General features: G+C 68.4%; 21 protein-coding genes. 9 read left to right on the top strand and 12 right to left on the bottom strand.

All coding sequences use genetic code 11. The features are described 5' to 3' along the window. Positions 1 to 66 precede the first annotated feature (66 nt). Positions 67 to 549 carry a DUF192 domain-containing protein gene (locus NOV65_RS13970; RefSeq protein WP_257307129.1) on the top strand — a complete coding sequence of 161 codons (483 nt, stop codon included), beginning with the start codon at positions 67 to 69 and terminating at the stop codon, positions 547 to 549. A 7-nt stretch (positions 550 to 556) separates the two neighbouring features. Here the strand turns inward: NOV65_RS13970 and NOV65_RS13965 are convergent, their stop codons facing one another. Beyond that, positions 557 to 1327, bottom strand: a complete 771-nt coding sequence (locus NOV65_RS13965) for a metallophosphoesterase family protein (RefSeq protein WP_257307128.1) — start codon at positions 1325 to 1327, stop codon at positions 557 to 559. Positions 1328 to 1387: 60 nt separating this feature from the next. On the opposite strand from NOV65_RS13965, the gene NOV65_RS13960 reads away from it, so the two are divergent. Genes NOV65_RS13960 through NOV65_RS13950 form a run of 3 tightly spaced genes read left to right on the top strand, consistent with a single transcriptional unit; the run spans position 1388 to position 3403 of the window. Beyond that, positions 1388 to 2233: a CE1 family esterase gene (locus NOV65_RS13960; RefSeq protein WP_257307127.1), complete on the top strand. Its 846-nt coding sequence runs from the start codon at positions 1388 to 1390 to the stop codon at positions 2231 to 2233. Next, complete coding sequence (locus tag NOV65_RS13955; protein ID WP_257307125.1) at positions 2230 to 3018, top strand: sulfite exporter TauE/SafE family protein; 789 nt, start codon at positions 2230 to 2232, stop codon at positions 3016 to 3018. Before NOV65_RS13960 ends, NOV65_RS13955 begins: the two co-directional genes overlap by 4 nt. Before the next feature lie 37 nt (positions 3019 to 3055). Continuing rightward, positions 3056 to 3403 carry a hypothetical protein gene (locus NOV65_RS13950; protein ID WP_257307123.1) on the top strand — a complete coding sequence of 116 codons (348 nt, stop codon included), beginning with the start codon at positions 3056 to 3058 and terminating at the stop codon, positions 3401 to 3403. 98 nt (positions 3404 to 3501) lie between these two features. Here NOV65_RS13950 and queA read toward each other — a convergent pair whose 3' ends face one another. From queA to NOV65_RS13900, 10 genes are read right to left on the bottom strand one after another with little or no spacing between them, the layout of a single operon-like run. Next, positions 3502 to 4572 carry a tRNA preQ1(34) S-adenosylmethionine ribosyltransferase-isomerase QueA gene (queA, locus tag NOV65_RS13945; RefSeq protein WP_257307121.1) on the bottom strand — a complete coding sequence of 357 codons (1071 nt, stop codon included), beginning with the start codon at positions 4570 to 4572 and terminating at the stop codon, positions 3502 to 3504. Then, positions 4572 to 6377, bottom strand: a complete 1806-nt coding sequence (locus NOV65_RS13940) for an ABC transporter ATP-binding protein (protein ID WP_257307118.1) — start codon at positions 6375 to 6377, stop codon at positions 4572 to 4574. Before NOV65_RS13940 ends, queA begins: the two co-directional genes overlap by 1 nt. A gap of 49 nt (positions 6378 to 6426) precedes the next feature. Further along, positions 6427 to 7245, bottom strand: coding sequence for a tetratricopeptide repeat protein (locus NOV65_RS13935; RefSeq protein ID WP_257307116.1), 819 nt, complete (start codon positions 7243 to 7245; stop codon positions 6427 to 6429). Then, complete coding sequence (locus NOV65_RS13930) at positions 7242 to 7931, bottom strand: hypothetical protein (protein WP_257307114.1); 690 nt, start codon at positions 7929 to 7931, stop codon at positions 7242 to 7244. The genes NOV65_RS13935 and NOV65_RS13930 overlap by 4 nt, the downstream gene beginning before the upstream one ends. Beyond that, a complete protein-coding gene (locus NOV65_RS13925) occupies positions 7928 to 8521 on the bottom strand; it encodes an RNA polymerase sigma factor (protein WP_257307112.1) in 594 nt (197 codons plus the stop codon). Before NOV65_RS13925 ends, NOV65_RS13930 begins: the two co-directional genes overlap by 4 nt. Further along, positions 8518 to 9528: a hypothetical protein gene (locus NOV65_RS13920; protein WP_257307111.1), complete on the bottom strand. Its 1011-nt coding sequence runs from the start codon at positions 9526 to 9528 to the stop codon at positions 8518 to 8520. The genes NOV65_RS13925 and NOV65_RS13920 overlap by 4 nt, the downstream gene beginning before the upstream one ends. 42 nt (positions 9529 to 9570) lie before the next feature. Beyond that, positions 9571 to 11355 carry a hypothetical protein gene (locus NOV65_RS13915; RefSeq protein ID WP_257307109.1) on the bottom strand — a complete coding sequence of 595 codons (1785 nt, stop codon included), beginning with the start codon at positions 11353 to 11355 and terminating at the stop codon, positions 9571 to 9573. 11 nt (positions 11356 to 11366) lie between these two features. Next, on the bottom strand, positions 11367 to 12083 hold the full coding sequence (locus tag NOV65_RS13910; protein ID WP_257307107.1) for a HisA/HisF-related TIM barrel protein: 717 nt from the start codon (positions 12081 to 12083) through the stop codon (positions 11367 to 11369). Between the two features lie 44 nt (positions 12084 to 12127). Continuing rightward, entirely contained in the window at positions 12128 to 12835 is a 708-nt protein-coding gene (locus tag NOV65_RS13905; protein ID WP_257307105.1) for a ribonuclease III family protein, read from the bottom strand. 2 nt (positions 12836 to 12837) lie between these two features. After that, the gene (locus tag NOV65_RS13900) at positions 12838 to 14508 is read right to left on the bottom strand and encodes a serine/threonine-protein kinase (RefSeq protein ID WP_257307103.1); all 1671 of its coding nucleotides are present in this window, start codon (positions 14506 to 14508) and stop codon (positions 12838 to 12840) included. Between the two features lie 159 nt (positions 14509 to 14667). Between NOV65_RS13900 and NOV65_RS13895 the strand changes: the two genes are divergently transcribed. Then, positions 14668 to 16083: a tetratricopeptide repeat protein gene (locus NOV65_RS13895; RefSeq protein ID WP_257307101.1), complete on the top strand. Its 1416-nt coding sequence runs from the start codon at positions 14668 to 14670 to the stop codon at positions 16081 to 16083. Positions 16084 to 16126: 43 nt separating this feature from the next. Here NOV65_RS13895 and upp read toward each other — a convergent pair whose 3' ends face one another. Continuing rightward, a complete protein-coding gene (gene upp, locus NOV65_RS13890) occupies positions 16127 to 16753 on the bottom strand; it encodes a uracil phosphoribosyltransferase (RefSeq protein WP_257307099.1) in 627 nt (208 codons plus the stop codon). 488 nt (positions 16754 to 17241) lie between these two features. Here upp and NOV65_RS13885 point away from each other — a divergent pair, with 488 nt between their 5' ends. From NOV65_RS13885 to NOV65_RS13870, 4 genes are all read left to right on the top strand, one after another. Further along, positions 17242 to 18696: an indole-3-glycerol phosphate synthase TrpC gene (locus NOV65_RS13885; RefSeq protein WP_257307098.1), complete on the top strand. Its 1455-nt coding sequence runs from the start codon at positions 17242 to 17244 to the stop codon at positions 18694 to 18696. 82 nt (positions 18697 to 18778) lie between these two features. Then, complete coding sequence (gene eno, locus NOV65_RS13880) at positions 18779 to 20059, top strand: phosphopyruvate hydratase (protein WP_257307097.1); 1281 nt, start codon at positions 18779 to 18781, stop codon at positions 20057 to 20059. Positions 20060 to 20071: 12 nt separating this feature from the next. Beyond that, positions 20072 to 20374 carry an FtsB family cell division protein gene (locus NOV65_RS13875; protein ID WP_257307095.1) on the top strand — a complete coding sequence of 101 codons (303 nt, stop codon included), beginning with the start codon at positions 20072 to 20074 and terminating at the stop codon, positions 20372 to 20374. A 1-nt stretch (position 20375) separates the two neighbouring features. After that, positions 20376 to 21167, top strand: a complete 792-nt coding sequence (locus NOV65_RS13870; RefSeq protein WP_257307093.1) for a diaminopimelate epimerase — start codon at positions 20376 to 20378, stop codon at positions 21165 to 21167. Positions 21168 to 21242: the final 75 nt, after the last annotated feature.

Raw genomic sequence — 21242 nt, 5'->3', positions numbered from 1 at the left:
ATGGGCTCCGGGAGCTTTTGCGCGCCACCGGACACTTCATTGGATAATGAGCTTCAAGGAGTTCCCATGCGCCTGCTGTTCGCCGCCCTGCTGTCCCTGCCCCTGCTGGCGGGCGGCGGGGGTACCGTGGCCTTCAAGCAGACGGCCTTCATGGCCGAGGTGGCGGCCACGGATCAGGAGAAGGCGAAGGGCCTGATGTACCGCCAGAGCCTAGCCAAGGATCGCTGCATGTTCTTCGTCTACGGCGAGGACGGCGACCACGCCATCTGGATGAAGAACTGCCTCATCGCCCTGGACGTGGCCTGGGTGGACGCCGACGGCCGCGTGGTGGAAACGGCCGAACGTGTGCCTCCGTGCAGTCCCATGCGCGGCGATGACTGCCCGACCTACGGGGGACATGTCTCCGCGCGGCATTTCATCGAGTTTGCCGCGGGCACCTTCAAGCGCATCGGCCTCAAGAAGGGCGACCGGCTGGGCTGGGAACTGGTCCTGGACGATGGCCGCAGCCTTCGTGGCGGAGCCCCCATGCCCAAAGCGAAGAAGAAGTAGCCCGCCGCTATTCCCCGCTCTTGGGAGCGCCCTTGCGGGGAGGGCGGGTGAGGGTGCGCAGGTGTTCGGGGGCCGGGGGGAGCTCCGCCAGTTCCAGGGGGCTCAGGCGGTCCGCCAGCAGTTTCCAGGCCCGCGCCTGGCGGGGCAGACGCTCGGCCTGGATGACCTCGAAGCCCTGGGCATAGCTCACGAAGGGCGGCATCACCAGGGCGAAGCCCGTGTAGAGGAAGGCGGGGAGCCGCATCCAGTCCGCCTCCGCCGCCGGGCCGGGATTGGGCACGGCAAAGAGGGGATGGACGCCACCGTTGATCCAGAAGCCCTGGGGCGAGTCGTGGCGGGGATAGACGAAAATGCGGCGGCGGTGCATCAGGGTGAAGGGGCCCACCCGGTGTTGCTCCACGGGCTCGATGCCGGTGCCTTCCAGGGCGGGGCCCATGCTGCGGTCCGGGTGGCCCACCACCTGCACCACCTGCCGTCCGCCTCCCTTGAGCTTGCGGAAGATGGTGCGCAGCTCGTCGGCCTCGTCGCCTTCCACGGTGCCCTGGCTGGGCTTGAGATCGCCCAGCAGGGCGATCTGGGCGGGGGCGTAGTCGTCGATGAGGCTGAACACCCGCTCCCAGATCTCCGTCTGCTGCGGGGGGGGCAGAGGGTCCGGACGGCGGCGGCGGGCGGCCCCCATGCCGAAGAAGAGGTCCGCCAGGACCAGCGTCTTCTGCCGGGGCAGCCACACGGCCCGCCGGCTGTCGAGCACCACATCCTGGTTGAGCTGAACCTGCACCGAGGCCTCCCTGGCTTCCATTGGAACACAGGGGGGCCCAGAATCCGGGGAGGGGGGACCTTGCAGCAGGGCCGGAGCCACCAGCTGAAGCTCGAAGGGGAGGGCGGGCCCAGGGGGATCCTGGTCCACGATCCTCCAGGATCTCCGGGGCGCGAGCTGCCCCTGGTGCTGGCCCTCCATGGCACCGGCGGCACGGGCCGCCTCATGGCCGCCTTCTCGGGTCTGAGCCGCCTGGCGGATGAGCGGGGCTTCCGGGTGGCCTACCCCCAGGCTCTGGGTGAGGCGGGCACGGAGGATCCGGCCCGGGGGGCCGCCTGGAACGTGGGGCCGGGCCTGGGCTGCGCCAGACACACCGGCACCGACGACGTGGCCTTCCTGACGGCGGCCGTGGAGCGGGTGCGCCGCCACGCCCCAGTGGACCCCCGGCGCGTCTTCGTGGCGGGCTTCTCCAACGGGGCCCGCATGGCCTACCGGCTGGCCCTGGAGGCGCCCTGGGTGGCCGCCATCGCGACCGTCGCCGGGGCGCCGGTCTGGGGCCCGGCTCCGGCCCGGCCCGTGCCCACCCTCAGCTTCCACGGCACGGAGGACCAGCACATTCCCTACGGCGGCGGTGTGGGCTCCCGGGGGCGCCCGGTCCCGGCCCTGCCGGCGCCCGAGGGCGTGGCCCGATGGGCCGCCCTCATGGGTTGTTCAGAGGGCCCCTTCCGGGATGCCCTCGAGGCGCACACCCTGGACCTGTGGTCGGGCGGAGGCTGCGAGGTGGGCTTCTGGACGGTGCGGGGCATGGGCCACGCCTGGCCCGGCGGGCGGCGCTATGCGCCGGATGCGGATCTCCCCGCGAAGGATCTCTCCGCCTCCCACCTCATCTGGGCCTTCTTCGAGGCCCACCCCTTGGAGGCATCGTGAGCCCGGATGTGAATCACCTGGTGGCGGGCCTGGGCACCGGCCTCTGCGGAGGCCTGCTGTCGGGTCTCTTCGGGGTGGGGGGCGGCGTGGTGATGGTGCCTCTGCTGGGTCTGGTGCTCCACCTGGATCAGCACCGCGCCCAGGGCGCCACCCTGGCGGCCATGCTGCTGCCCACGGGGCTGCCCGCGGTGCTCCAGTACCGCAGTCGCGGCATCCATACCAGCCTGCGCCTGGTGGGGGTGCTGGTGCTGGCCTTCCTCTTCGGCATCTACGGCGGGGCCCGGGTGGCGAACCTCATCCCCTCGGAGCCCCTGCGCTGGAGTTACGCCGCCTTTCTCGTGTTCCTGGCCTTCAAGACCTTCTTTCGGCATGAGCCCCCGCCCGTGGATCGGACCGTGGCGCCGCTGGACCTCTCCTCGGGACTCTGGACCGCCGGGTTGCCCATCGGCCTGCTGGCGGGGGTGGTGTCGGGCCTCACGGGGCTGGGCGGGGCGGTGGTGGTGATCCCCCTGTTGGCCTCCCGCTTCCGCATGACCCAGCACGAGACTCAGCTTACGAGCCTCATGATGCTGCTGCCGCCCATCGGCCTGCCCGGCGTGTACGTGTACGCCAAGGCCCAGGGGGGCCTGCCCTGGGTGGTCATCGCCGGCGTGGCCGTGGGCTTTGCCGTGGGCGCCCTGGGGGGAGCCCGCGTGGCCACTCGCGTCCAGGGGGTGAAGCTGAAGCAGAGCTATGCCGTGGTGGTGCTCCTCATGGCGTTGCTAGTGGTCCTGCGGGGACGGTAGCCTCCCCTCTTGCGCTATCCTCGTTCCGGAGGTTGCCGTGCCCCTGGATGCCCCGACTCCCCTCTATGTAGGGGAGCGCCTGCGAGACCTGATCCTATGCTACGCGGGGCCCTGGGCCTTCCTGCCCTACATGCGGAACCGCGAGGATTCGGAACTGCTCTGGCACGCCCGCCAGGGCGTCATCCTGGCCTTCGCGGAATGCGCTGTGACGCTGGCCATGCTCATCCTGGGGCTGTTCCCCATCTTCGGGACCATCTCGGTGCGTTTCTTCATGCCCCTGTGGCTGCTCTGGTGCCTGGGCATGTCCGTGACGAGCATCCTCCAGGCCACGAAGGGCAAGAAGCACCGCATCCCCGTGATCCACCAGTTCGTAGACTACCTCTAGTCAGGTGGGACCGCCCGGCCGCCAGCGGCCTCTGCGTCCCCCCTGGCCCCCGCGCCAGACGCGGGCAGAGCCCACATCCGACGCCAGGCCTCCGACCATCAAAGAGAAGGGCCCGGGCGGGCATTCAGGATCAGCATTGCGTCGCCATAGCTGAAGAACCGGTACCGCTCGCGGACGGCCTCTGCGTAGGCGGCCTGGGCGAGCTCGAGGCCCAGCAGCGCCGACACCAGCACGAAGAGGGTGCTTTCCGGTAGGTGGAAGTTGGTGAGCAGGTGGTCCGCGGTGCGCAGCCGGTAGCCGGGCGTGATGAACAGCCGGGTGGCGCCTTCCCTGGCGAGGCGGGAGCCATCCCAGGCTCCTTCGAGGGTGCGCAGCGAGGTGGTTCCCACGCACACCACGGGCCGTGACCGGTCCCGGAACACGGGCTCCAGGACGGCCGCAGTGGCCACGGGGATCTCGAAGCGCTCCTCGTGCATGGCGTGATCCTCGAGGCGCTCGGCGGTCATGGGCCGGAAAGTGCCCAGGCCCACGTGGAGCCGCACCGGGTGCCACCCGCAGCCGCGGGCCTGCAGCGCGTGGATGAGCTCCGGCGTGAAGTGGAGGCCCGCGGTGGGGGCGGCCACCGCTTCGCCCTCCCGGGCCGCGAAGACCGTCTGGTAGCGGGTTTCGTCCTCCGCTTCCGCCAGGTGTTCGATGTAGGGCGGGAGCGGCAGGCGGCCGATGCGGTCGATCTCGTCCCAGTCCAGGCCGTGCTCGGCGTGGACCCGTGCGGCGCGCAGACCCTCGGGCAGGGTGCCCACGATATCGAGGCGGGCCAGCTCCACGCCGGAGACGGGATCCACCACGGCGGCCGAGGCTCCGGGCTTCAGGCGCGCGCCGGGCTTCACCATGGCCTCGAAGGTGCCGCCGCCGAGGCTGCGCAACAGCAGAGCCTCGCCCGCTCCGCCGCCGGCCCGCCGCAGGAAGAGGCGCGCGTGGCGGACCCGCACGTCGTTGGGCACGCAGAGGCTGCCAGCAGGCACGAGCTCCGGCAGATCGCGGATGGCGCGGTGGGACCAGGTGCCCGTCCGCGCATCCACCACCAGGAGCCGCGCCCCGTCCCGGTCCGGGGTCGGGTGTTGCGCGATGAGTCCCGGGGGCAGGTCGAAGTGGAAGGCGGAACGGAGCATCAGGCTTCAGCGAACTGCAGCCTGTGCAGGCGCGCGTACTCGCCATGCCGGGCGAGCAGATCGTCGTGGGTACCCTGCTCGACGATGCGGCCCTGCTTCATGGCGCAGATGCGGGTGGCCCGCTGGATGGTGCTGAGGCGGTGGGCGATGACGAGGGTGGTGCGGTCCTGCATGAGGGTTTCCAGGGCGGCCTGCACGGCCCGCTCGCTTTCGGTGTCGAGTGCGCTGGTGGCCTCGTCGAGGATGAGGATGGGTGGGTCCTGCAGCAGGGCCCGGGCGATGGCGAGGCGCTGGCGCTGGCCGCCACTGAGGCTGGAGCCGGTCTCCGCCAGGGGGGTGTCGTAGCCATGGGGCAGGCTCACGACGAAGTCGTGGGCGTGGGCCTTCTTGGCGGCCACGATGACCGCCTCGCGGCTGGCCTGCTTGCCGTAGGCGATGTTGTCGTGCACCGTGTCCATGAAGAGCAGGGTCTCCTGGGTGACGATGCCGATGATCTTGCGGAGTTCACGGGGATCGAGGTCGCGGAGGTCGAGGCCGTCGAGGGTGATGCGTCCGGCGGTGGGATCGAAGAAGCGGGGCACCAGGTTCACGAGGGTGGTCTTGCCACCCCCGCTGCCGCCCACCAGGGCCACGGTCTCGCCCGCGCGCACTTCGAGGTCGATGCCGCGCAGGACCGGGTGCTTGTCATCGTAGGCGAACTCCACGCCCTCGAAGCGGAGGAGGCTCGGCCGCGCAGGCACAGGCTTCGGGTTGGGGCTCACGGGCAGCTCTGGCTTCCGGTCCAGCATGGAATAGACTCGGTCCAGGCTGGCGGAGGCCACCTGGATCTCGTTGTTGAGCTTGGTGAGCCGGCGGAGGGGATCGTAGAGGGCGTAGATGGCCAGGATATAGGTGAGGAAGTTCTCGGTGGTGAGGGTGCCGGCCTTGAAGCGCCCTGCGGCGTAGGCGGCGAGGCCCGCCAGCAGGAAGCCCCCCACCAGCTCCATGATCGGGGTGGAGAGAGCCGAGGCCCGGGCGCTCTTCATGCCCAGCCGGTAGAGTTCGTGGTTCTGCACCTGGAAGCGGCTCACCTCGTAGGATTCGCGGGCGAAGGCCTGGACCACGCGGATGTTGCTGAACACTTCCTTCAGGCGCTGGAGCAGGCGGCTGGAGGCCTCCTGGTTCCGGTGGTTCACCTTGCGGATGCGCTGGCTGAGGCGCTTCACGGGCAGCACCACCAGTGGGCCGGCCAGGAACAGGGTGAGGCTCAGCTTCCAGTCCATGTAGAGGACGGTGGCCAGCATGGTGAGGGCCACGCAGATCTCGCGGACCGCCTCCGCCAGCTGGTTGCTGGCGATGCCCTGCACGGCGCCCACGTCGCTGATGCTGCGGGTGATCAGCTCGCCCACGGGATGCTTCTGGAAGAAGGCCGGCTCCTGGGTCAGCAGGTGGGCGAAGAGCCGCTCGCGGAAGGCCTGGGTGGCGCGGATGCCGCTGCGGACCATGAGCAGGGTGCCGGCATAGGTGAAGAAGCCCTTCAGGGCGAAGAGCAGGACCAGCACCAGGGGCACCAGCAGTCCCGTGCGCAGGGCGGAGGCCTCGGGCAGGTGGGCCAGGACCCAGGCCCGCAGGTGCTCGAGCTGGCCGAAGAGGCCCCCCTGGGCGATGCCCATGGCGTGGGCCTTGCCATCATCGAACACGAACTTGATGGAGGCGATGAGGGCGCCCTGGCAGAGGCCTGCCAGCAGCAGCAGCAGCGAGGCCCCCGCGATGAGGGGCGCATGGGCACGGAGGTGGTCGTTGAAGAAACGCAGGAGTCTCGACATGGTCAGCGACCAGCTTATCCGACCCCGCCTACTCCGCCGTCACGGAGGGCTATTCGACGGTCACCGTGACCGTGCTCTTGCCGTCATCGAGGCTGAAGAGTTCCGTGCCCTTGGGGGAGTTGATGGCCTGGTCCATGAGGCGCTCCAGGTCCACGCCCTTCTTGCGGGCCTGGCGCAGCTGCTCGTCCGAAAGGTAGCCGCCCACGGCCCGGGCGAGGCCCAGGGTCAGCCGCACAGTCAGAGCCTCGGACTTGGCCCGCTCCTTCACGCGGATCACCAGGAAACGACCCTGGGCGGGGCCCGCGGCCTGGGGCTGGATGCCCATGGCCTGCAGGGCGAGGCGGCAGGCCTCGGAGGAGACATCCGCGCGAAGGCCGGCCTGGAGCACGGGCACGGCGCGGGTGTCTCGGCGCTTGGCCAACTGGAGGGCGGCGGCGATGCGGACCTCCTCGCGCTCATCGGACAGGGCCCCGGCCAGGCCGGCCTGGGCCGTGGCGCTGTCCCACTGGCGGATGCCCCAGCAGCGCACGCGGTTCAAACGGGCTTCCTTGCCCAGCATCCGCTGGTCGGGATGCTTCGCGAGAAATTCGGTGTAGGCGTCGGCGGCTTCGTCCCATCGCTGGTCCTGCTCCAGGCTGGAGGCCAGCCAGTAGCGTGCGTCCGGCACCCGGGACGAGCCGGGGAATTCCCGGATCAGCGAACGGTAGGCCTGGGCTGCCTGGTACCAGCGCTGGGCGTAGCGAAGGTCACGCCCTTGGCGGAACAGGGCCTCGGCGTGACTTTCCGGGGCCACCAGCACGAAGGCCACAGGCTCAGGTGAGGCGGGCGTCATCCATGCGGCCACGGCCAGCAGAAGAGCCAGGGTCATGCGCCGTCTCCCCTCAGGCGACGCTCCATGCGCTCAGCCTGGCCCTCCAGGTTGTGGGCGGCGGCCCACTGGCGGAGCTCGCGAGCGCGCTCGACGCTGAGGCAGTCCTCCTCGAAGGCCACTTCGGACAGCCAGGTGTGCAGGCTGGCGCGGATGGCCTCGGCTTCCTGGAGGGGGGCGCCCTGGGCGGCGAGCTGATGGCTGGCCTCCAGCAGGGTGAGGGCGGTTTCACGTTCCTGGCGGCGGTCCTCCTCGCCCTTCTTGCAGAGGGCCGGATTCTGCTCGAAATCCTGAAGCAGGGTGGAGCTCTGGCGGAAGAAGGCGATCCAGGCGCGGTCCTGGGTGCGCTTGCGGGCCAGCTGCTCCAGGCGGGCGGTATCCCGGGCCTGGGCCCGGAGGCTCTGGGTGCGCTGCATGGTGTAGGCGGCCGGGATCAGGGCCACCAGGAGGACGGCGGCGGCGGTCAGAGTCCATGCGCCGGTCCAGCGGGTGCGGGGTGCGGGGGCCAGGCTCTCGGCCAACGCCGGGCCGTGACTCCCCAGGGCCAGGTGGAGTTCCAGCAGCTCGGCCAGCTCGGCCTGCCGCGCCGGATCCTCCGGCCAGAGCTCGGGCTGCTCGAGCAACTCGAAGCCCCGGGCCTCGTCCAGGAGGCAGGGGTCGGTTCGATGGAGGTCGGCGGGAGTCATGGCTGGGGTCCAAGGGTCTTGCGGAGTTTCTGGAGGCTTTGGAACAGGGTGGCTTTCACGGTGCCTTCGGCGCAGCCCAGATCCTGGGCGATCCGTTTCACCGGGTGTTCGTGGACGTAGTAGGCAAGCACCATGGCCCGCTGGCGGGGGGTGAGGCCGTCCAGAGCTCCGCGAAGGGCCTGGATGCGCCTGCCTTGGTCCACGGATTCCCAGGGTGAAGCCTGGTGGGGGTCCGGAGCGTCAAAGGTCTCGGGAGGGGATACCTCTCGCCCCCGTCTACGCAGATGGTCCGTCGCCGCATTAGCCGCCAGCGTAAAAAGCCAGGCAGCCACGGGACGACCCTCCTCAAACCGCTGGCAATGCTGGAGACACTTGAGAAAAACCTCCTGGGCCAGCTCCTGGACCACCCCGGCCTCGCCCTGGAGGCGCCGGTGGAGGAAGGCGCAGAGGGGCCGCTCGAAGCGGGCCATGAGGTGGGCCAAGGCCTCCTCCCGGCCGGCCTTGAGCTGGGCCATCCAGTACTCGGGGGACTCCGTCTCCGCCGGAAGGGAGCCGGGTGCGCCCGCGGGCTGGGATGGGGCCGTGCTCATGCCTTGGGAGTCCTGGCCGGGAGGGTGAGGGAGAAACCCGGCTGACCCAGCTTCTCCATCACCAGCTTGAGCTGCTCGGGGGTGAGGGCGCAGCGCAGGCCCACCCGGTGTTTCTCCTGCATCAACTGGGGGGCCGCGCCGGGGGCGGCCTGCACGGCGTTGGCCGCGGCCACCAGACGTTGCAACCACGGGCTGACCTGGTTGATGCCCTCGGCCGAGCCGGCCAGCGCCAGTTCGAAGCGGATGGCCTGGTCCTTCCCGGTGGGCGGGGTGATGCTCCAGAAGAGCGCGTTGACGCCCTGGGGCAGATCCTTGATGAAGCTGCCCTCCAGGTTCCTGCGCAGGCCGCTCAGCAGGGCCTCGGGTTGAAGGTAGCCCTGGAAGGGAGCCCGGGCGCTGATCCACTCGGCGGCGAGTGCGGCGTCCGGCTGGCTGGCGAGGCTGTCCTTGGCGGCCATGCGCTGAAGGGCCTCCAGCGACCCGATCCAGATCTGGCCCTTCTCGTCACTGGCGGCCCGGATGTGAGCCTTCGTCCCCTGGGTTTCCAGGTCGAGAATCACATGCAGAGGCCAGTCCCGACCCTGAAGGCGCAGGCTCCCCTCCTGGGGAAAGGACTCGGCAAGAGCCGCCACGAGGGCCGTCGGATCCGCGAACTGGTTCAGCTGGATGAGGACATGCTCGAGGCCTTTGCGGAGATCCTGCTCGCCCTGCTGCGGCATGCCGATGACATGGAAGGTCACCCGGCCGGTCTCGGTGCGCGGATTGATGTGGGCCTTCTGGAGGAAGAGGTCCAGGGCCCGTTCCACCATGGGATCCCGGGAAATGAGGGACTGGACCTCCTTGTGGGTGAGCATCCAGGCCGCTTCGCCGGAGAACGCCGCCACGCTATCGGTCGGTGCCGCTTGCACCCAGCCTGGAACGCGCGGCTTGGGTCGGCAGGAGACGGCGAAGGGCAGGCAGAGCAGAACCACCGCGGCGGGAATCAGAATGGCGGCGGGGCGGCGCATGGGGGCTCCTGGACTTGGGCTACGGGGTGGTGCCTCCGCCGTTTACCCGAGGGTCCGCAGGGTCGCGGGAAGGTGCGGGCTGCGGAGGAGTTGCTGCTGCTCGGCCTCGGAGAGCAGGCCCCAGATGCGGGCGGAGGCTTCCCGGGGTGTCTTGGGGTTCAGCAGCAGCTCGGACATGATCGCCGCGTGGGCCAGGAGTACCGGGTGGCTGGCGATCTGCTCCAGCACGGCGCGGGGGGTCAGCTTGTTGCGGGCCAGCCGGAGGAGGATGCCCGGATCCAGCTGGCGGTCGGACACCATGCGGCGCAGGGTCTCCTCGTCCTGGAGCACCTCCTGGGGCAGGTGGCGCATCAATTCGCCACCGGAGGTGCGGAGGGCCGTGATCCGCTCAGTGACATCCATGCCCTGGTAGAGGGTGCGGAGGGTTTCCAGGGCCCGGCGCTTGACCTCCAGGTGCTGGAGCCGGGGATCCCGCAGGATCTCGATGGCGGGCTTGAGGCCGGGCAGGTTCGTCAGGAGGCGGAGGGCCGTGGCTTCTGTCAAGTGAGGATGGTGGATCAGGGTCTCGGCCACCAGCGGGTCGGCCTGCCAGGTGGCGTGGGCGGCGATCACCTCGGCCCGGCCGCGGTCCAGGATGGGCAGGGTGGAGGCCAGCATCCGGGACGTGAGGGCGGGGTTCTCCAGAGCCAGGCGGAAGACCTGCGGGTCGGGGTCTTTGAGCACCTGGATGATCTGATCCTCCTGGGTGGCCTGGGTGGCGAGGAACACCCGCTCCTCCATGCTGGCCCAGCGGCCATCCTCGCCGCGCTCGGGCAGGGTGGACGAAAGCCCGGACCGCTGGCGCGCCAGACGGTCGTAGAAGTACTTCACCACCCGCAGCAGATGCGGGGACTGCCGCTTGGCCCAGTAGGTGACGAACTGGTACTCGCCTTCTTCCAGCTGGGTGAAGAGGCTCACGATGCGGCGGAGGGAGGCCGGGGTCGCCGCACCTTGCTCCAGCGCCGCCACGAGATGGCTGGAGAGGGCCAAGCGCCGGGAGAGGTCCGCGGGGCAGCCGGGTGCTTCCTGGATGCTCTCCCGCACGGGCTCCCGGAAGTACCAGCGGGCCTCGGCGTAGACATCCTCGAAGAATTCCGGCACCGGGCTTTGGCTGAGGGCACGGCAGATGAGGTCCTCGGAGATCAGCGGGTTCTGGAGGGCGGCCATGCGCAGCTCGCCATCCGCATCCAGGAGGAAGCCCAGGAGCTCATCCGGCTGGGCCGTCTGCTGGGCCCGGGTGAGGCGATCCTCTTTGTGCAGGACAGGGGCCGAAGCCTGCGGCGGAAGGGGCGCCGGCAGGACCGCCAGGGCCTCCCAGTCAGGCTCCTCGCCCGGCAGTGGCGGCAGCTCCATGGTGTTGCCGGTGGCCGAGACGGTCTTGGCGATCTGCTTCGCCAGCAGCTTGGCCACGGGCTTCAGTTCGGGTTTCAGCTGGGAGTAGAGGGTCTTTACCGCCTCGGCCCGGTCGTCCTTTTCGGCTGCAGGGGCCTTGTCCATCTCCCGCATCTGGTCGAACAGGGAGACCACCATCTCCAAGTCGCGGCGGATGGCTTCGGGTGTGGCTTCGTTTTCGGCCAGGCCCAGGAGGATGGGCCAGTGGGCCAACCAATGCGGCGTGCGGGCCATGAGGGTCAGCAGGCGCGGGGAAGCCAGGGACCGGGCCAGCCCCTCGAGCATGTAGACCTGGCTTTCCGTGGGCAGCTGGGGCCGTACCAGAGCCAGATGACGGAAGTGGATCAGCTCGGATTCCGTGAGACTGGCGAGGAACGCGCCTTTCGCTTCCGTCACGGTCCCTCCAGTCAGGCGCAGGCGGCTTGGAGGAGGGCCAGGAGTCCAGGATCTTCACGGAAAAGAAGGGCGTCCACCAGGGCGCCCTTGAGGCCGAGGTGGGCGGGGGCCGCATCCAGGTGCCGGAGGGAGGTGATGCTGCCGCCCATGACCAGAGGCAGTCCCGTGGCCAGGGCCAGGGCTTCGGCGGTGGCGAAGTCGGGATCGGCGCCGGGCACTTCGGGAATGTCCACGAAGAGCAGCCGCTTGAACCCGTAGGCCTTGGCCCGCAGGGCGAGATCAAGGGCGCTCAGGTTGGCGGTGTCCACCCAGCCTGAGCGGTGCACTTGGCCCCCGCGGGCATCGATGGCCGCGGTGAGGAAGGGCTGGAAGCGCGCCATGAGCTGCTCGGAGACGAGGGAGGACTTGTGGAGGATCGTGCCTGCCACGAGCCAGACCGCGCCCTGGTCGATGAAGAACTGGGCCTGGTCCGAGCTGCGGATGCCCCCGGCCACCTGGATGCAGACCTTGCGGTCCCGGGCCTGGCAGCGCTGGAGGATCTGGGCGATGAGGTCGCGGTTGTTGCCCTTGCCCATGGCGGCGTCCACATCCACCAAGGCCATGCGGGTGGCGCCCTCGTCGAGAAGGCGGGCCGCGAGGTCCAGGGGAGCTTCCGCAGAGGGGCCGCCCTGCCCCGTGGTGGGGATGACACGGCCATGCTGGAGGTTCAAGGTTGGGTAGATCTTCAAGCGGACACCCCGGTAGACCGGTAGATGGGAGTGTAACGCAAGGGTCAGGCCTGTGAGGATTCCGTCAACAGATCGAGGAGCCGGCGGGCGGCATCGCTTTCTGCCCGCTTGCGGGAGGAGCCCTGCGCCTCGATGCCGAGATCGCCCACGGTGACGCGCACCGTGAAGAGGGGCGCGTGGCCCGGACCGGACTGTGCAATCTGGGTATAGACCGGGGCAGGCAAACCCAGCCGGGCGGCGGCTTCCTGGAGGGTGGTCTTGGGGTCCAGGCGGGACCAGGCCTCTGGGTGGGCCTGGCGGATGGGTTCCAGAAAACGGGCCTCCACCAGGGCCATGGTGGCGGCGCTCCCATCCCGGCCGGAGGCCTGGGCGTCCAGGTAGACTGCGGCCAGCAGGGCCTCCAGGGCGTCCGCCAGGGGCTTGGGGCCCATGGGTGGGGCCTTCCGCGGATGGACGGCGCTCAAGGCGCGGTCGAGCCCCAGATCCAGGGCCCACTGGTGCAGGGAGTCCGTGCGCACCAGCACGCCGCGGAACTTGCTCATGGGGCCTTCCTGCCAATCCGGTCGCTCCCGGTGGAGCAGCAGGGCCACCGAGAAATTCAGCAGGGCGTCCCCGAGGAATTCCAGCCGCTGGTTATCTCGGCCCTTGGCGGCGGAGGTGTGCGTGAGGGCCTCCTGGAGGAGGGAGGTGTCCGAGAACCGGTAGCCCAGCCCGGCCTCCAGGGCGGCCAGCTCATCGCTGCGTTTCACCATGGTCAATCCGCCAGGTCCGGGGGAAGTTTCCGGTTGAACCGCGCCTGGTTGAGGGCGGTCCGGAACCGGATGTTCCGCGCGGCCATCTGTCCCAGGAGGCCCTGGCGGCGGGCCTCGCGAAGCTCCTGGACGAACTCTCCGGTGCGGCCCTGATCATGGAGCACCGTCGCCAGCCAGGCGTGGGCGTTCACATTGTACGGGTCAGCCTTGATGGCTTGCCGGAAGCCGTGGATGGCCTTGTCAGGGTCCTTGTCGGCGAGCTGGATGGCCTCGCTCATGGAGACATTGCCGAGGTTCAGCCGTTCGTGGGTCTGCAGCTTGTCGAGCTTCTCGGGCTGGTAGAGCTCGGGCTGGTCGATGGCCCGGGGCTCCGCGGCGCGGCGTTCCGCTGGCTTGGCTCCGATTGGCCCAGTGTCCTGCTTGCGGGCTTCTGCCACCCCGGCCTCCGCGCCCAGGGATGACCGTGAAGACTCGGGTTTCCCCTTCGTCTCCTGCTGGGCCGTGCCGCCTCCGGTGGCAGGGTTGGCGGCTCCAGCCGTCGGACGGGAGGCCTCGGTGGCGGGTTCGGCCGGGCCGGGGAGGGTGGGCGCGGCGTCGGTAGCCGGGGCGCTGGTCCGGTGGAGGGCCCACCAGCCGGTGCCAGCGGCGCCCGCCAGGAGCAGGGCCGCGAGGCCCAGCCAGACTCCGCGCTTCCCACCGGCGGGCCTGGCCGGGGCGGCCGCGACCACCGGGGAGGCCGGAACCACCGGAGCCGGCAGGGTGGGGGCCGAAGGGGCGGGCATGGCCGGCCTGGCGGGCGCGGTGGGCGCGGCGGCCTGGAGGAGGGAGGTAGCCTCTTCCAACTGGCCGGTCCAGGAGGGGTCTTTCGCGGCGCGCAAGGCCTTGGCGAGGTCTTCCGCGGTCTGGAAACGCTCGTCGGGATTTTTGGCCAGGGAGCGGTCCAGCACCGAACGGATGGCGGGGCCGATGCCCTGGAGCTTCTCGGTCTCGATGGGATCCGGGGGTTCGTTCACGATCTTGTAGAGGACGGTGGGGGTGGTGTCGCCCGAGAAGGGCTTGCGCCCGCTGAGGGACTCGTAGAGCATCACGCCCACGGCGAAGAGGTCGCTGCGGGGATCGGGCTTCCCCGTGCGGATGTACTCGGGCGCCATGTAGCTCACGGTCCCCATGACCATGCCGGTGGCCGTCATGTCGGAGTTGCTGATCTTCGCCACGCCGAAGTCCATGACCTTGGCGTGCAGGCGCCGCCCGTCGCGTTGCACGCGGACATTCGTGGGCTTGATGTCGCGGTGGACGATGTGCTGGCGGTGGGCGAAGCCGAGGCCATCACAGACCTGGGCCAGCACCTCAAGGGCCTCGGAGCGGCTCAGGGACTGCTCCTGGAGCAGCTCGTCCAGGTCGTGGCCCTTCACATACTCCATGGCGATATAGAGCACGCCCTGGTCTTCTCCGAACTCATAGATGGTGACAAGGTTCGGGTGATTCAACACGCCGGCGGCCCGCGCCTCCCGCGCGAACCGCTCCTTGGCCTCGCCGCCCTGGGCGGCCGCCGGGAGAATGGTCTTGATAGCCACCTCCCGACCGATGGAGGGATCGACGCCGAGGTAGACCTCGCCCATGGCGCCGTTCCCAAGGACGCGCCTGATCTCGAATTTGCCGAGCTTCTCGAACATGGGAACGTCCCCCGGGAGGTAATGAGGATGGAGGGACAGCATAGGTCCTGTCCTCTCCTGGGCCAAGGGACTAGGGATAATGCGGCATGCCGGGCCTCCGTTTGGGCTGGCGCCCTGGCAAGGAACATGCAAACTTGAATCCATCCTCCGGAGCCACCGGTGCCCGAAGTCCGCCTTCGACACTTCCTGCCAGCCCTCATGGGATCGCTGCATCAGCAGCGGGCCGAAGGCGAGCTGGTGCTCGAACAGAATGACGGCACCCGCAGGCTCTACTGGCGCGGGGGTGATCTTGTCTACCTGCGCAGCGATGCGGTCGGAGAGCAGTTCGGGAACTTCCTCATCCGCCGGGGGGTGCTCGACATGGCCTCCCTCAAGGAGATGCTGGCCGACGGTGAAGGCTCCCGCATGGGGGACCGTGTGGTGCAGGGCGGGCTCATGACCGTGGTCGAGCGGGACAGGCATCTCCACGAGCTGCTGGAGTCGGTCCTGCTCCACGCCATGGAACACACGATCCTCAAGATGACCTGGGTTCCCGGCGTGCTGGAAGACAACCTCAGCGGGGATCTCCAGTTCTGGCTGGATCACCGGCGGCTCGTGTGGGACATCTTCCAGAGCGCCAAGATCGATCGCGAACTGGTGGAGATGTTCCGCAGCGAGCCGGACTGGCGGTGGGAGGCGCCGGCCGATCTCCTGGAATCCCTCAGCGACCTGCCGCTCACGCCCACCCTCGCCTACGCCCTGTCCCTGTTGGGCTCAGAGCCCCTCGGCTACGAGACCATCGGTTCAATCTCCGGTCTATCCCCCGAAGAATCCGCGCGGCTGGTCTCCACCCTGTGGGCTCTGGGCGGCTTGAACCTCGTTCGGGGCGAGCTTCCGCTGCTGCCGAAGGAACCTGCCGCACCCACACCGGCGCCCGAACCCCAGGAGGTATCGGAGCCCGTGTTCGAGCCCATCCCGGTGGCCGAGGCGGATTCAGAGCCGATCCTGCTGATCGAGGAAGAAGCCTTTCCTCCTCCCCGGGCGCGGACGCCGCGCTCGCTGCCGCCGCTACCGCCGGAGGACATGGAGCGGGCCTTTTCCGAACCCACCCCCTCGGTCCTGCCCCTGCTTCATTCCACGGCCGACGAGGATTCGCTTCCATCGCTGGATCGGGCTCACCACCTGCTGGTGAAGGCCAAGTCCTATGTGATGCAGGATCGGACGAGCGAGGCCATCCGGGCCCTGGAGCAGTCCATCAAGCTGGACGGGGATTCCCCCGCGGCGTACGAGACCTGGCTGCTGCTCGGTCGGTTGCGGCTGGGGAATCCAGCGTGGTCCACGCGCGCGGTCGAGGCGCTCCAGGTGGCCTCACGCATCCGGCCGCGAGCCGCCGAGCCTTGGGCCCTCATGGGCGAGCTCTATCACCGCAAGGGATTCCACGCCAACGCCCAAGGCTGCTTCCGCCGCGCGCTCGAGTTGGATCCCTCGGTGGCGGTCCCTTCCGATCTGGAAGGAGAAAGCAGCCCGGATACAGCCCGCAGTGAAGGCGGGATCATGGGGCGCCTGCGGGCCATGCTCGGGCGCGAAAAGGCTTGATGGCTGATGGTGCGGTGGTTCGAGGGCGTTCCTCCAGCACCGCCTAGGCCGTTCCGAACAGCCGATCCCCCGCGTCGCCGAGTCCCGGAAGGATGTAGCCCTTCTCGTTGAGCTGGCGGTCCACGGCGCCGACGACGATGGACAGGTCCGGATGGTCTGCATGGAGCCGCTCCAGGCCCTCGGGGGCCGCGAGCAGGGAGACGAGGGTCAGGTTCACCGCTCCCGCACTCTTGAGCTGCCGCACGGCCTCGGAGGCGCTGCCGCCGGTGGCCAGCATGGGATCCAGCACGAAGACCGGGCGGGCTTCAAGCATGGGGGGGAAGTTTCGGTAATAGGGGACGGGCACGAGCGAGTCGTGGTCACGGTAGAGCCCGAGATGGCCCACCTTCGCCGTCGGCAGCAGCTTGAGGAACGATGGAAGGAGGCCGAGGCCCGCCCGCAAGACTGGCACCAGCACGGGATCCAGCGACTTCAGTCGAAGCGTGCCCGTGCGTTCCAGCGGTGTCTCCACGACAACCGATTCCACGGGAAGGTTGCGCGTCGATTCGGTCGCGAGGATCAGTCCCACCTCTTCAATGAGCGACCGGAAGAGGCTTCCCGGGGTCTTCCGGTCACGGATGAGGGAGAGCTTGTGATGCACCAGGGGGTGGTCGAGCACGTGGATCGTCATGGGAGCCTCTCGATGCTTCCGGTGGGGCCCCAAGGGCCGTGTGCACTGGGCCCCGGGGTGGAAGGCGCGGGCTGAAGGATAGCAGGCGGAGGCGGCGACGCGGGGCACGACCCCTCGGGCAGGCCCATCGCCTTGCGGTGCGTTTCCCGCCCCGGGATTCGCGCGGAGTGGAGGCGGGGTGTTCCCGCACTGAACGACGCGAAGTGAGTGTTGGAGCGGTTTCACGAAGATACAGGTCAACGGGAGTTCGAGCGCGATTCTGGATTGGCGGCACCGTTTGCGGAGAACGGTCATCCGGATCCGGGTTCACGAAGGCGGAAACGAATGGGGTGAAGGTGGGGAGGTAGCGTCAAAAAAAATGAAGATTTTGAAGATTTCTCTGTTGACCTCATCCAAATCACTGGTTTGATGTTGAATCAGAGGAAAAACGACCGATCATCTTCCCCATAGGGCCAGCAGCGAGGTATCTGAGATTTGGAGCGTGGGAAATGCTAAAGAAAGTCGCCATCTTCAAGGCCCTCGATGTGGAAATCAAGAAGCAGAGGGGCCCCGTGGCGGTGAAAGATGCCTACAAGGGTCATCATTCCTTGAAGGAAGAGCTCAGCCAGCCTGGAATCACTATTTTGGGTGAAGTTGCCGGGGGCGATCCGGGCCGGGGACAGGTCCGGGAGGCGTACAAGGCCTCCACTCACGCCAAGAGCCTGGCCGAAAACGGGGCACGGGCCCTGTCCATCGCCACGGATAAGTTCCTCTATCACGGCGAGGACAAGCACCTGTCCGAGGTTCGCAGCCAGGTGAAGCTGCCCCTGATCCGCCGCGATTTCATCTTCGAGGAATACCAGGTCGAGGAAAGCAAGATCCTCGGCGCGGACGCGATCTACCTCATGCCCGCCCTCCTGAGCCAGGACCGGCTGGAGACGCTTCTGAAGTTCGCCACCAGCAAGGGTCTCGACGTGGTGGTTGAAGTGACTTCCGAAGGCGAGCTGCAGCGGGCGGTGGAGGCCGGGGCCGACATCATCTGCGCCGTGGGGCGCAACCTCGATACCTGGGAAGCGTCCTGGGACCAGGCCGTGGCCCTGGTGAAGAAGATCCCCAAGAGTTGCCTGAAACTGGTCGAGGGCGGCATCCACCGGCTGGATCAGATCAAGCAGATGGAGGCCCTGGGCATCCATGGGCTGCTGATCGGCGACGCCCTCCTTGATGACTATTATCCCGGCAAGCGCCTGGCGCAGATCCTGGCAGGTGTCGAGCCTCCGAAAAAAGCCGCGAAGCCCAAGGGCAAGACCGGCTCAGCCGCCGATGCGGCGCATCCCCCCGCGGCTGCTGCCGCAGCCAAGGAACGCATATCCACCCAGCGGAAAGACGCGACCCAACTTGGCACAAAAGGTGCTACTGGCAAGCCATCTTCCCGCACGACCCCTTCCAACCTCGCCCAAAAGGGCGTAAAGGAGCCACCCATGGCCGAACTGACCAACATGGTCGCCACCCCTGCCGCCCCCGCGGCCGCGAAGCCCGCCGCCAAGAAGCCGGCTGCGAAGAAGGCTGCGCCCAAGAAGAAGGCCGCCGCCAAGAAGCCGGCCGCCAAGAAAGCCGTGAAGAAGGCCGCGCCGAAGAAGGCCGCCGCCAAGAAGCCGGCCGCCAAGAAGACCGTGAAGAAGGCCGCGCCGAAGAAGGCTGCCGCCAAGAAGGCCGCGCCGAAGAAGGCCGTGAAGAAGGCCGCGCCGAAGAAGGCCGCCGCCAAGAAGGCCGCGCCGAAGAAGGCCGCTGCCAAGAAGGTCGTCAAGAAGGCCGTGAAGAAGGCCGCGCCGAAGAAGGCCGCTGCCAAGAAGCCGGCCGCCAAGAAGGTCGTGAAGAAGGCCGCGCCGAAGAAGGCCGCCGCCAAGAAGCCGGCCGCCAAGAAGGTCGTGAAGAAGGCCGCGCCGAAGAAGGCTACGAAGAAGTAGACGGTTTCCACGGAACCCATCTACACAACCTGGCTAACATCAGAGAGGCGCGCCAGCGCGCCTCTCTGAGCCGGGTGCCGCCATGATCACCATCGAACGCGTCTCTGCCCTCGAAGTCCTCGACAGCCGGGGGAACCCCACGGTTCTGGCCCGGATCGAGCTCTCTGATGGGACCGTTGGCCAGGCCCTCGTCCCCTCCGGTGCCTCGACAGGCAGCCGGGAGGCCCTGGAGCGGAGAGACGGCGACAAGAAGCGCTACCTCGGCAAGGGGGTGCTCGGCGCCGTGGATGCGGTCAATGTGGAGCTGGCCCAGGCCCTCCAGGGCATGGATCCCTTCCAGCAGGCCGAGCTCGACGAGCTGATGTGCGACCTGGACGGGACCGACAACAAGGGCCGCCTGGGCGCGAACGCCATCCTGGGCGTGTCCATGGCCCTGGCGGATGCCGCGGCGAAGACCTCTCGGCTGCCCCTGTACCGGTACCTCGGCGGCGCCTCCGCCCGACTGCTGCCCGTGCCGATGATGAACATCCTCAACGGGGGTGCCCACGCGGACAACAACGTGGACATCCAGGAGTTCATGGTCCTGCCTGTGGGCGCGCCCAGCTTCCGGGAGGCCCTCCGCTGGGGGGCCGAGGTCTATCACGCCCTGAAGGGGGTCCTGAAGGCCCGCAAGCTATCCACCGGCGTGGGGGATGAAGGCGGTTTCGCCCCGAACCTGGCTTCCAACGAAGAAGCCCTCGAATTGATCGGGGAAGCCGTCAAGAAGGCCGGCTACAAACTGGGGAAGGACGTCTTCCTGGCGCTGGATTGCGCCGCCAGCGAGTTCCTGGTGGGCAAGACCTACACCCTGGATGGAACCCAGAAGACCCCGGCCCAGCTGGTCGAGTACTACGAGGGCCTCGTCTCCCGGCATCCGATCATCTCCATCGAGGACGGGTTCGCCGAAGGCGACTGGAAGGGCTGGAAGGCCCAGACGAATGCCATGGGGGCCAAGACCCAGCTGGTGGGGGATGACATCTTCGTCACCAACCCCGTCCTCCTCGCCAAAGCCATCCAGGAGGAGGTGGCCAACGCCATCCTCATCAAGCTGAACCAGATCGGCACCGTCACCGAGACGCTCCGGGCTGTGGACATGGCCCACAAGGCCGGCTACCGGGCTGTCATCAGCCACCGTAGCGGTGAGACCGAGGATAGCTTCATCGCGGATCTGGCGGTCGCCACCGGTGCAGGACAGATCAAGACCGGCGCGCCCTGCCGCACGGATCGGATCGCCAAGTACAACCGCCTGCTCCAGATCGAGTGGGAGCTGGGAGCCGCGGCCCGCTATGCGGGGCGTGAGGCCTTTGGATCCCGCCTCAGCTAGGAGGACCTCGGCATGAACGCCAACTGGCTCCTGAAGTCCTCCACCCTGTGGGGCGTGCTCGGAGCCTCCGGCTTCCTGTCCCTGATGGCTCTGCTGTTCTCCCAGGGGGGTCTGCCCGAGCTGCGGAAGCGTGAGGGCGAGCTGGTCGCGACTCGCGCGCGCCTGGTGGAACTCAACCGGCGCAACCGCGAGTTGCTGGAGGAGGTCCAGCGCCTCGCCGCCAAGGACCCCGAACTGATGGAGGCCCTGGCCCGCCGCCAGGGCTACGCACGGCCCGGCGAGACCGTGTACACCTTCGGAAGCCGCGAGAAATAGGTTGGATCTCTTCCTCGCCTCCGCGGCCGGCAACGTATTCGGCTACCTCTGGGTGGACGAGGTTAAAGACTGTACAGGCTCGGATTGGGCCAAGGTGCTCTGTCCTCGGGGGCGGGGGTTCGGTTTAGATGGCCTTTTTTTGATGCAAAGGCCGGAAAAGGGTCCCTGGATCCTCGAACACTGGGACACAGATGGTGCTAAGTCATTTTGTTCCAATGGTAGCAGGGCGGCCCTGGTCGTCCCCGGAGCTCCGCAGGCGGCTCTGCTCGAGGTGATCTCCAACGGCGAGCACATTCTCCTTCGCCGACGGGGCCAGGACGTGGGCATCCACATGCCGGAGGGCGAAGGCTTCGGTTTGCGTTCCGTTCCTCTCGCCATGGATCTGCCCGCGGGCTTCGGGTGGATCGGCAATCCTCAGCTCGTGCTGCGGGTGGCTTCGGTGGCGGACGTGGACCTTCCGGTCTTCGCCCCTCCATTGCGCCACCACGCCGCAATCCCCGGCGGCACGAACGTGAACGTGATCGAGGTGATCGCGCCAGGCGAGGCGAAGATCCGATCCTGGGAGCGCGGCGTCGAAGGGGAGACCCTCTGCTGCGGAACTGGATGTGCCGTCGCCGCCGCCTGGCTGGCCCACACGGACGGACCCTCCGAGTGGCGTCTCCACACGGCCAGCGGCGAGGACGTTTCCGTGACCCTCGTCCCGGAGGCGGGTGGCGGGTGGCGCGACTTGTGGCTTTCCGGCCCGGTCCGGCGGCTGGGCCACGTGCAACCTGATCCCTCGCTCCGGCCCTGACCACACGGCCTCTTCGCCGTGGAACCCGACCTGCTAGACTGGCATGTTCCACACCCGAGGGGATGTCGAGATGCG

It is taken from the genome of Geothrix campi (assembly GCF_024609265.1).
In the GTDB taxonomy this organism is placed as follows: Bacteria; Acidobacteriota; Holophagae; order Holophagales; family Holophagaceae; genus Geothrix; species Geothrix campi.
The sequence above is the reverse complement of the archived record's forward strand: the minus strand, read 5'-3'. Positions and strand labels throughout refer to the sequence as shown.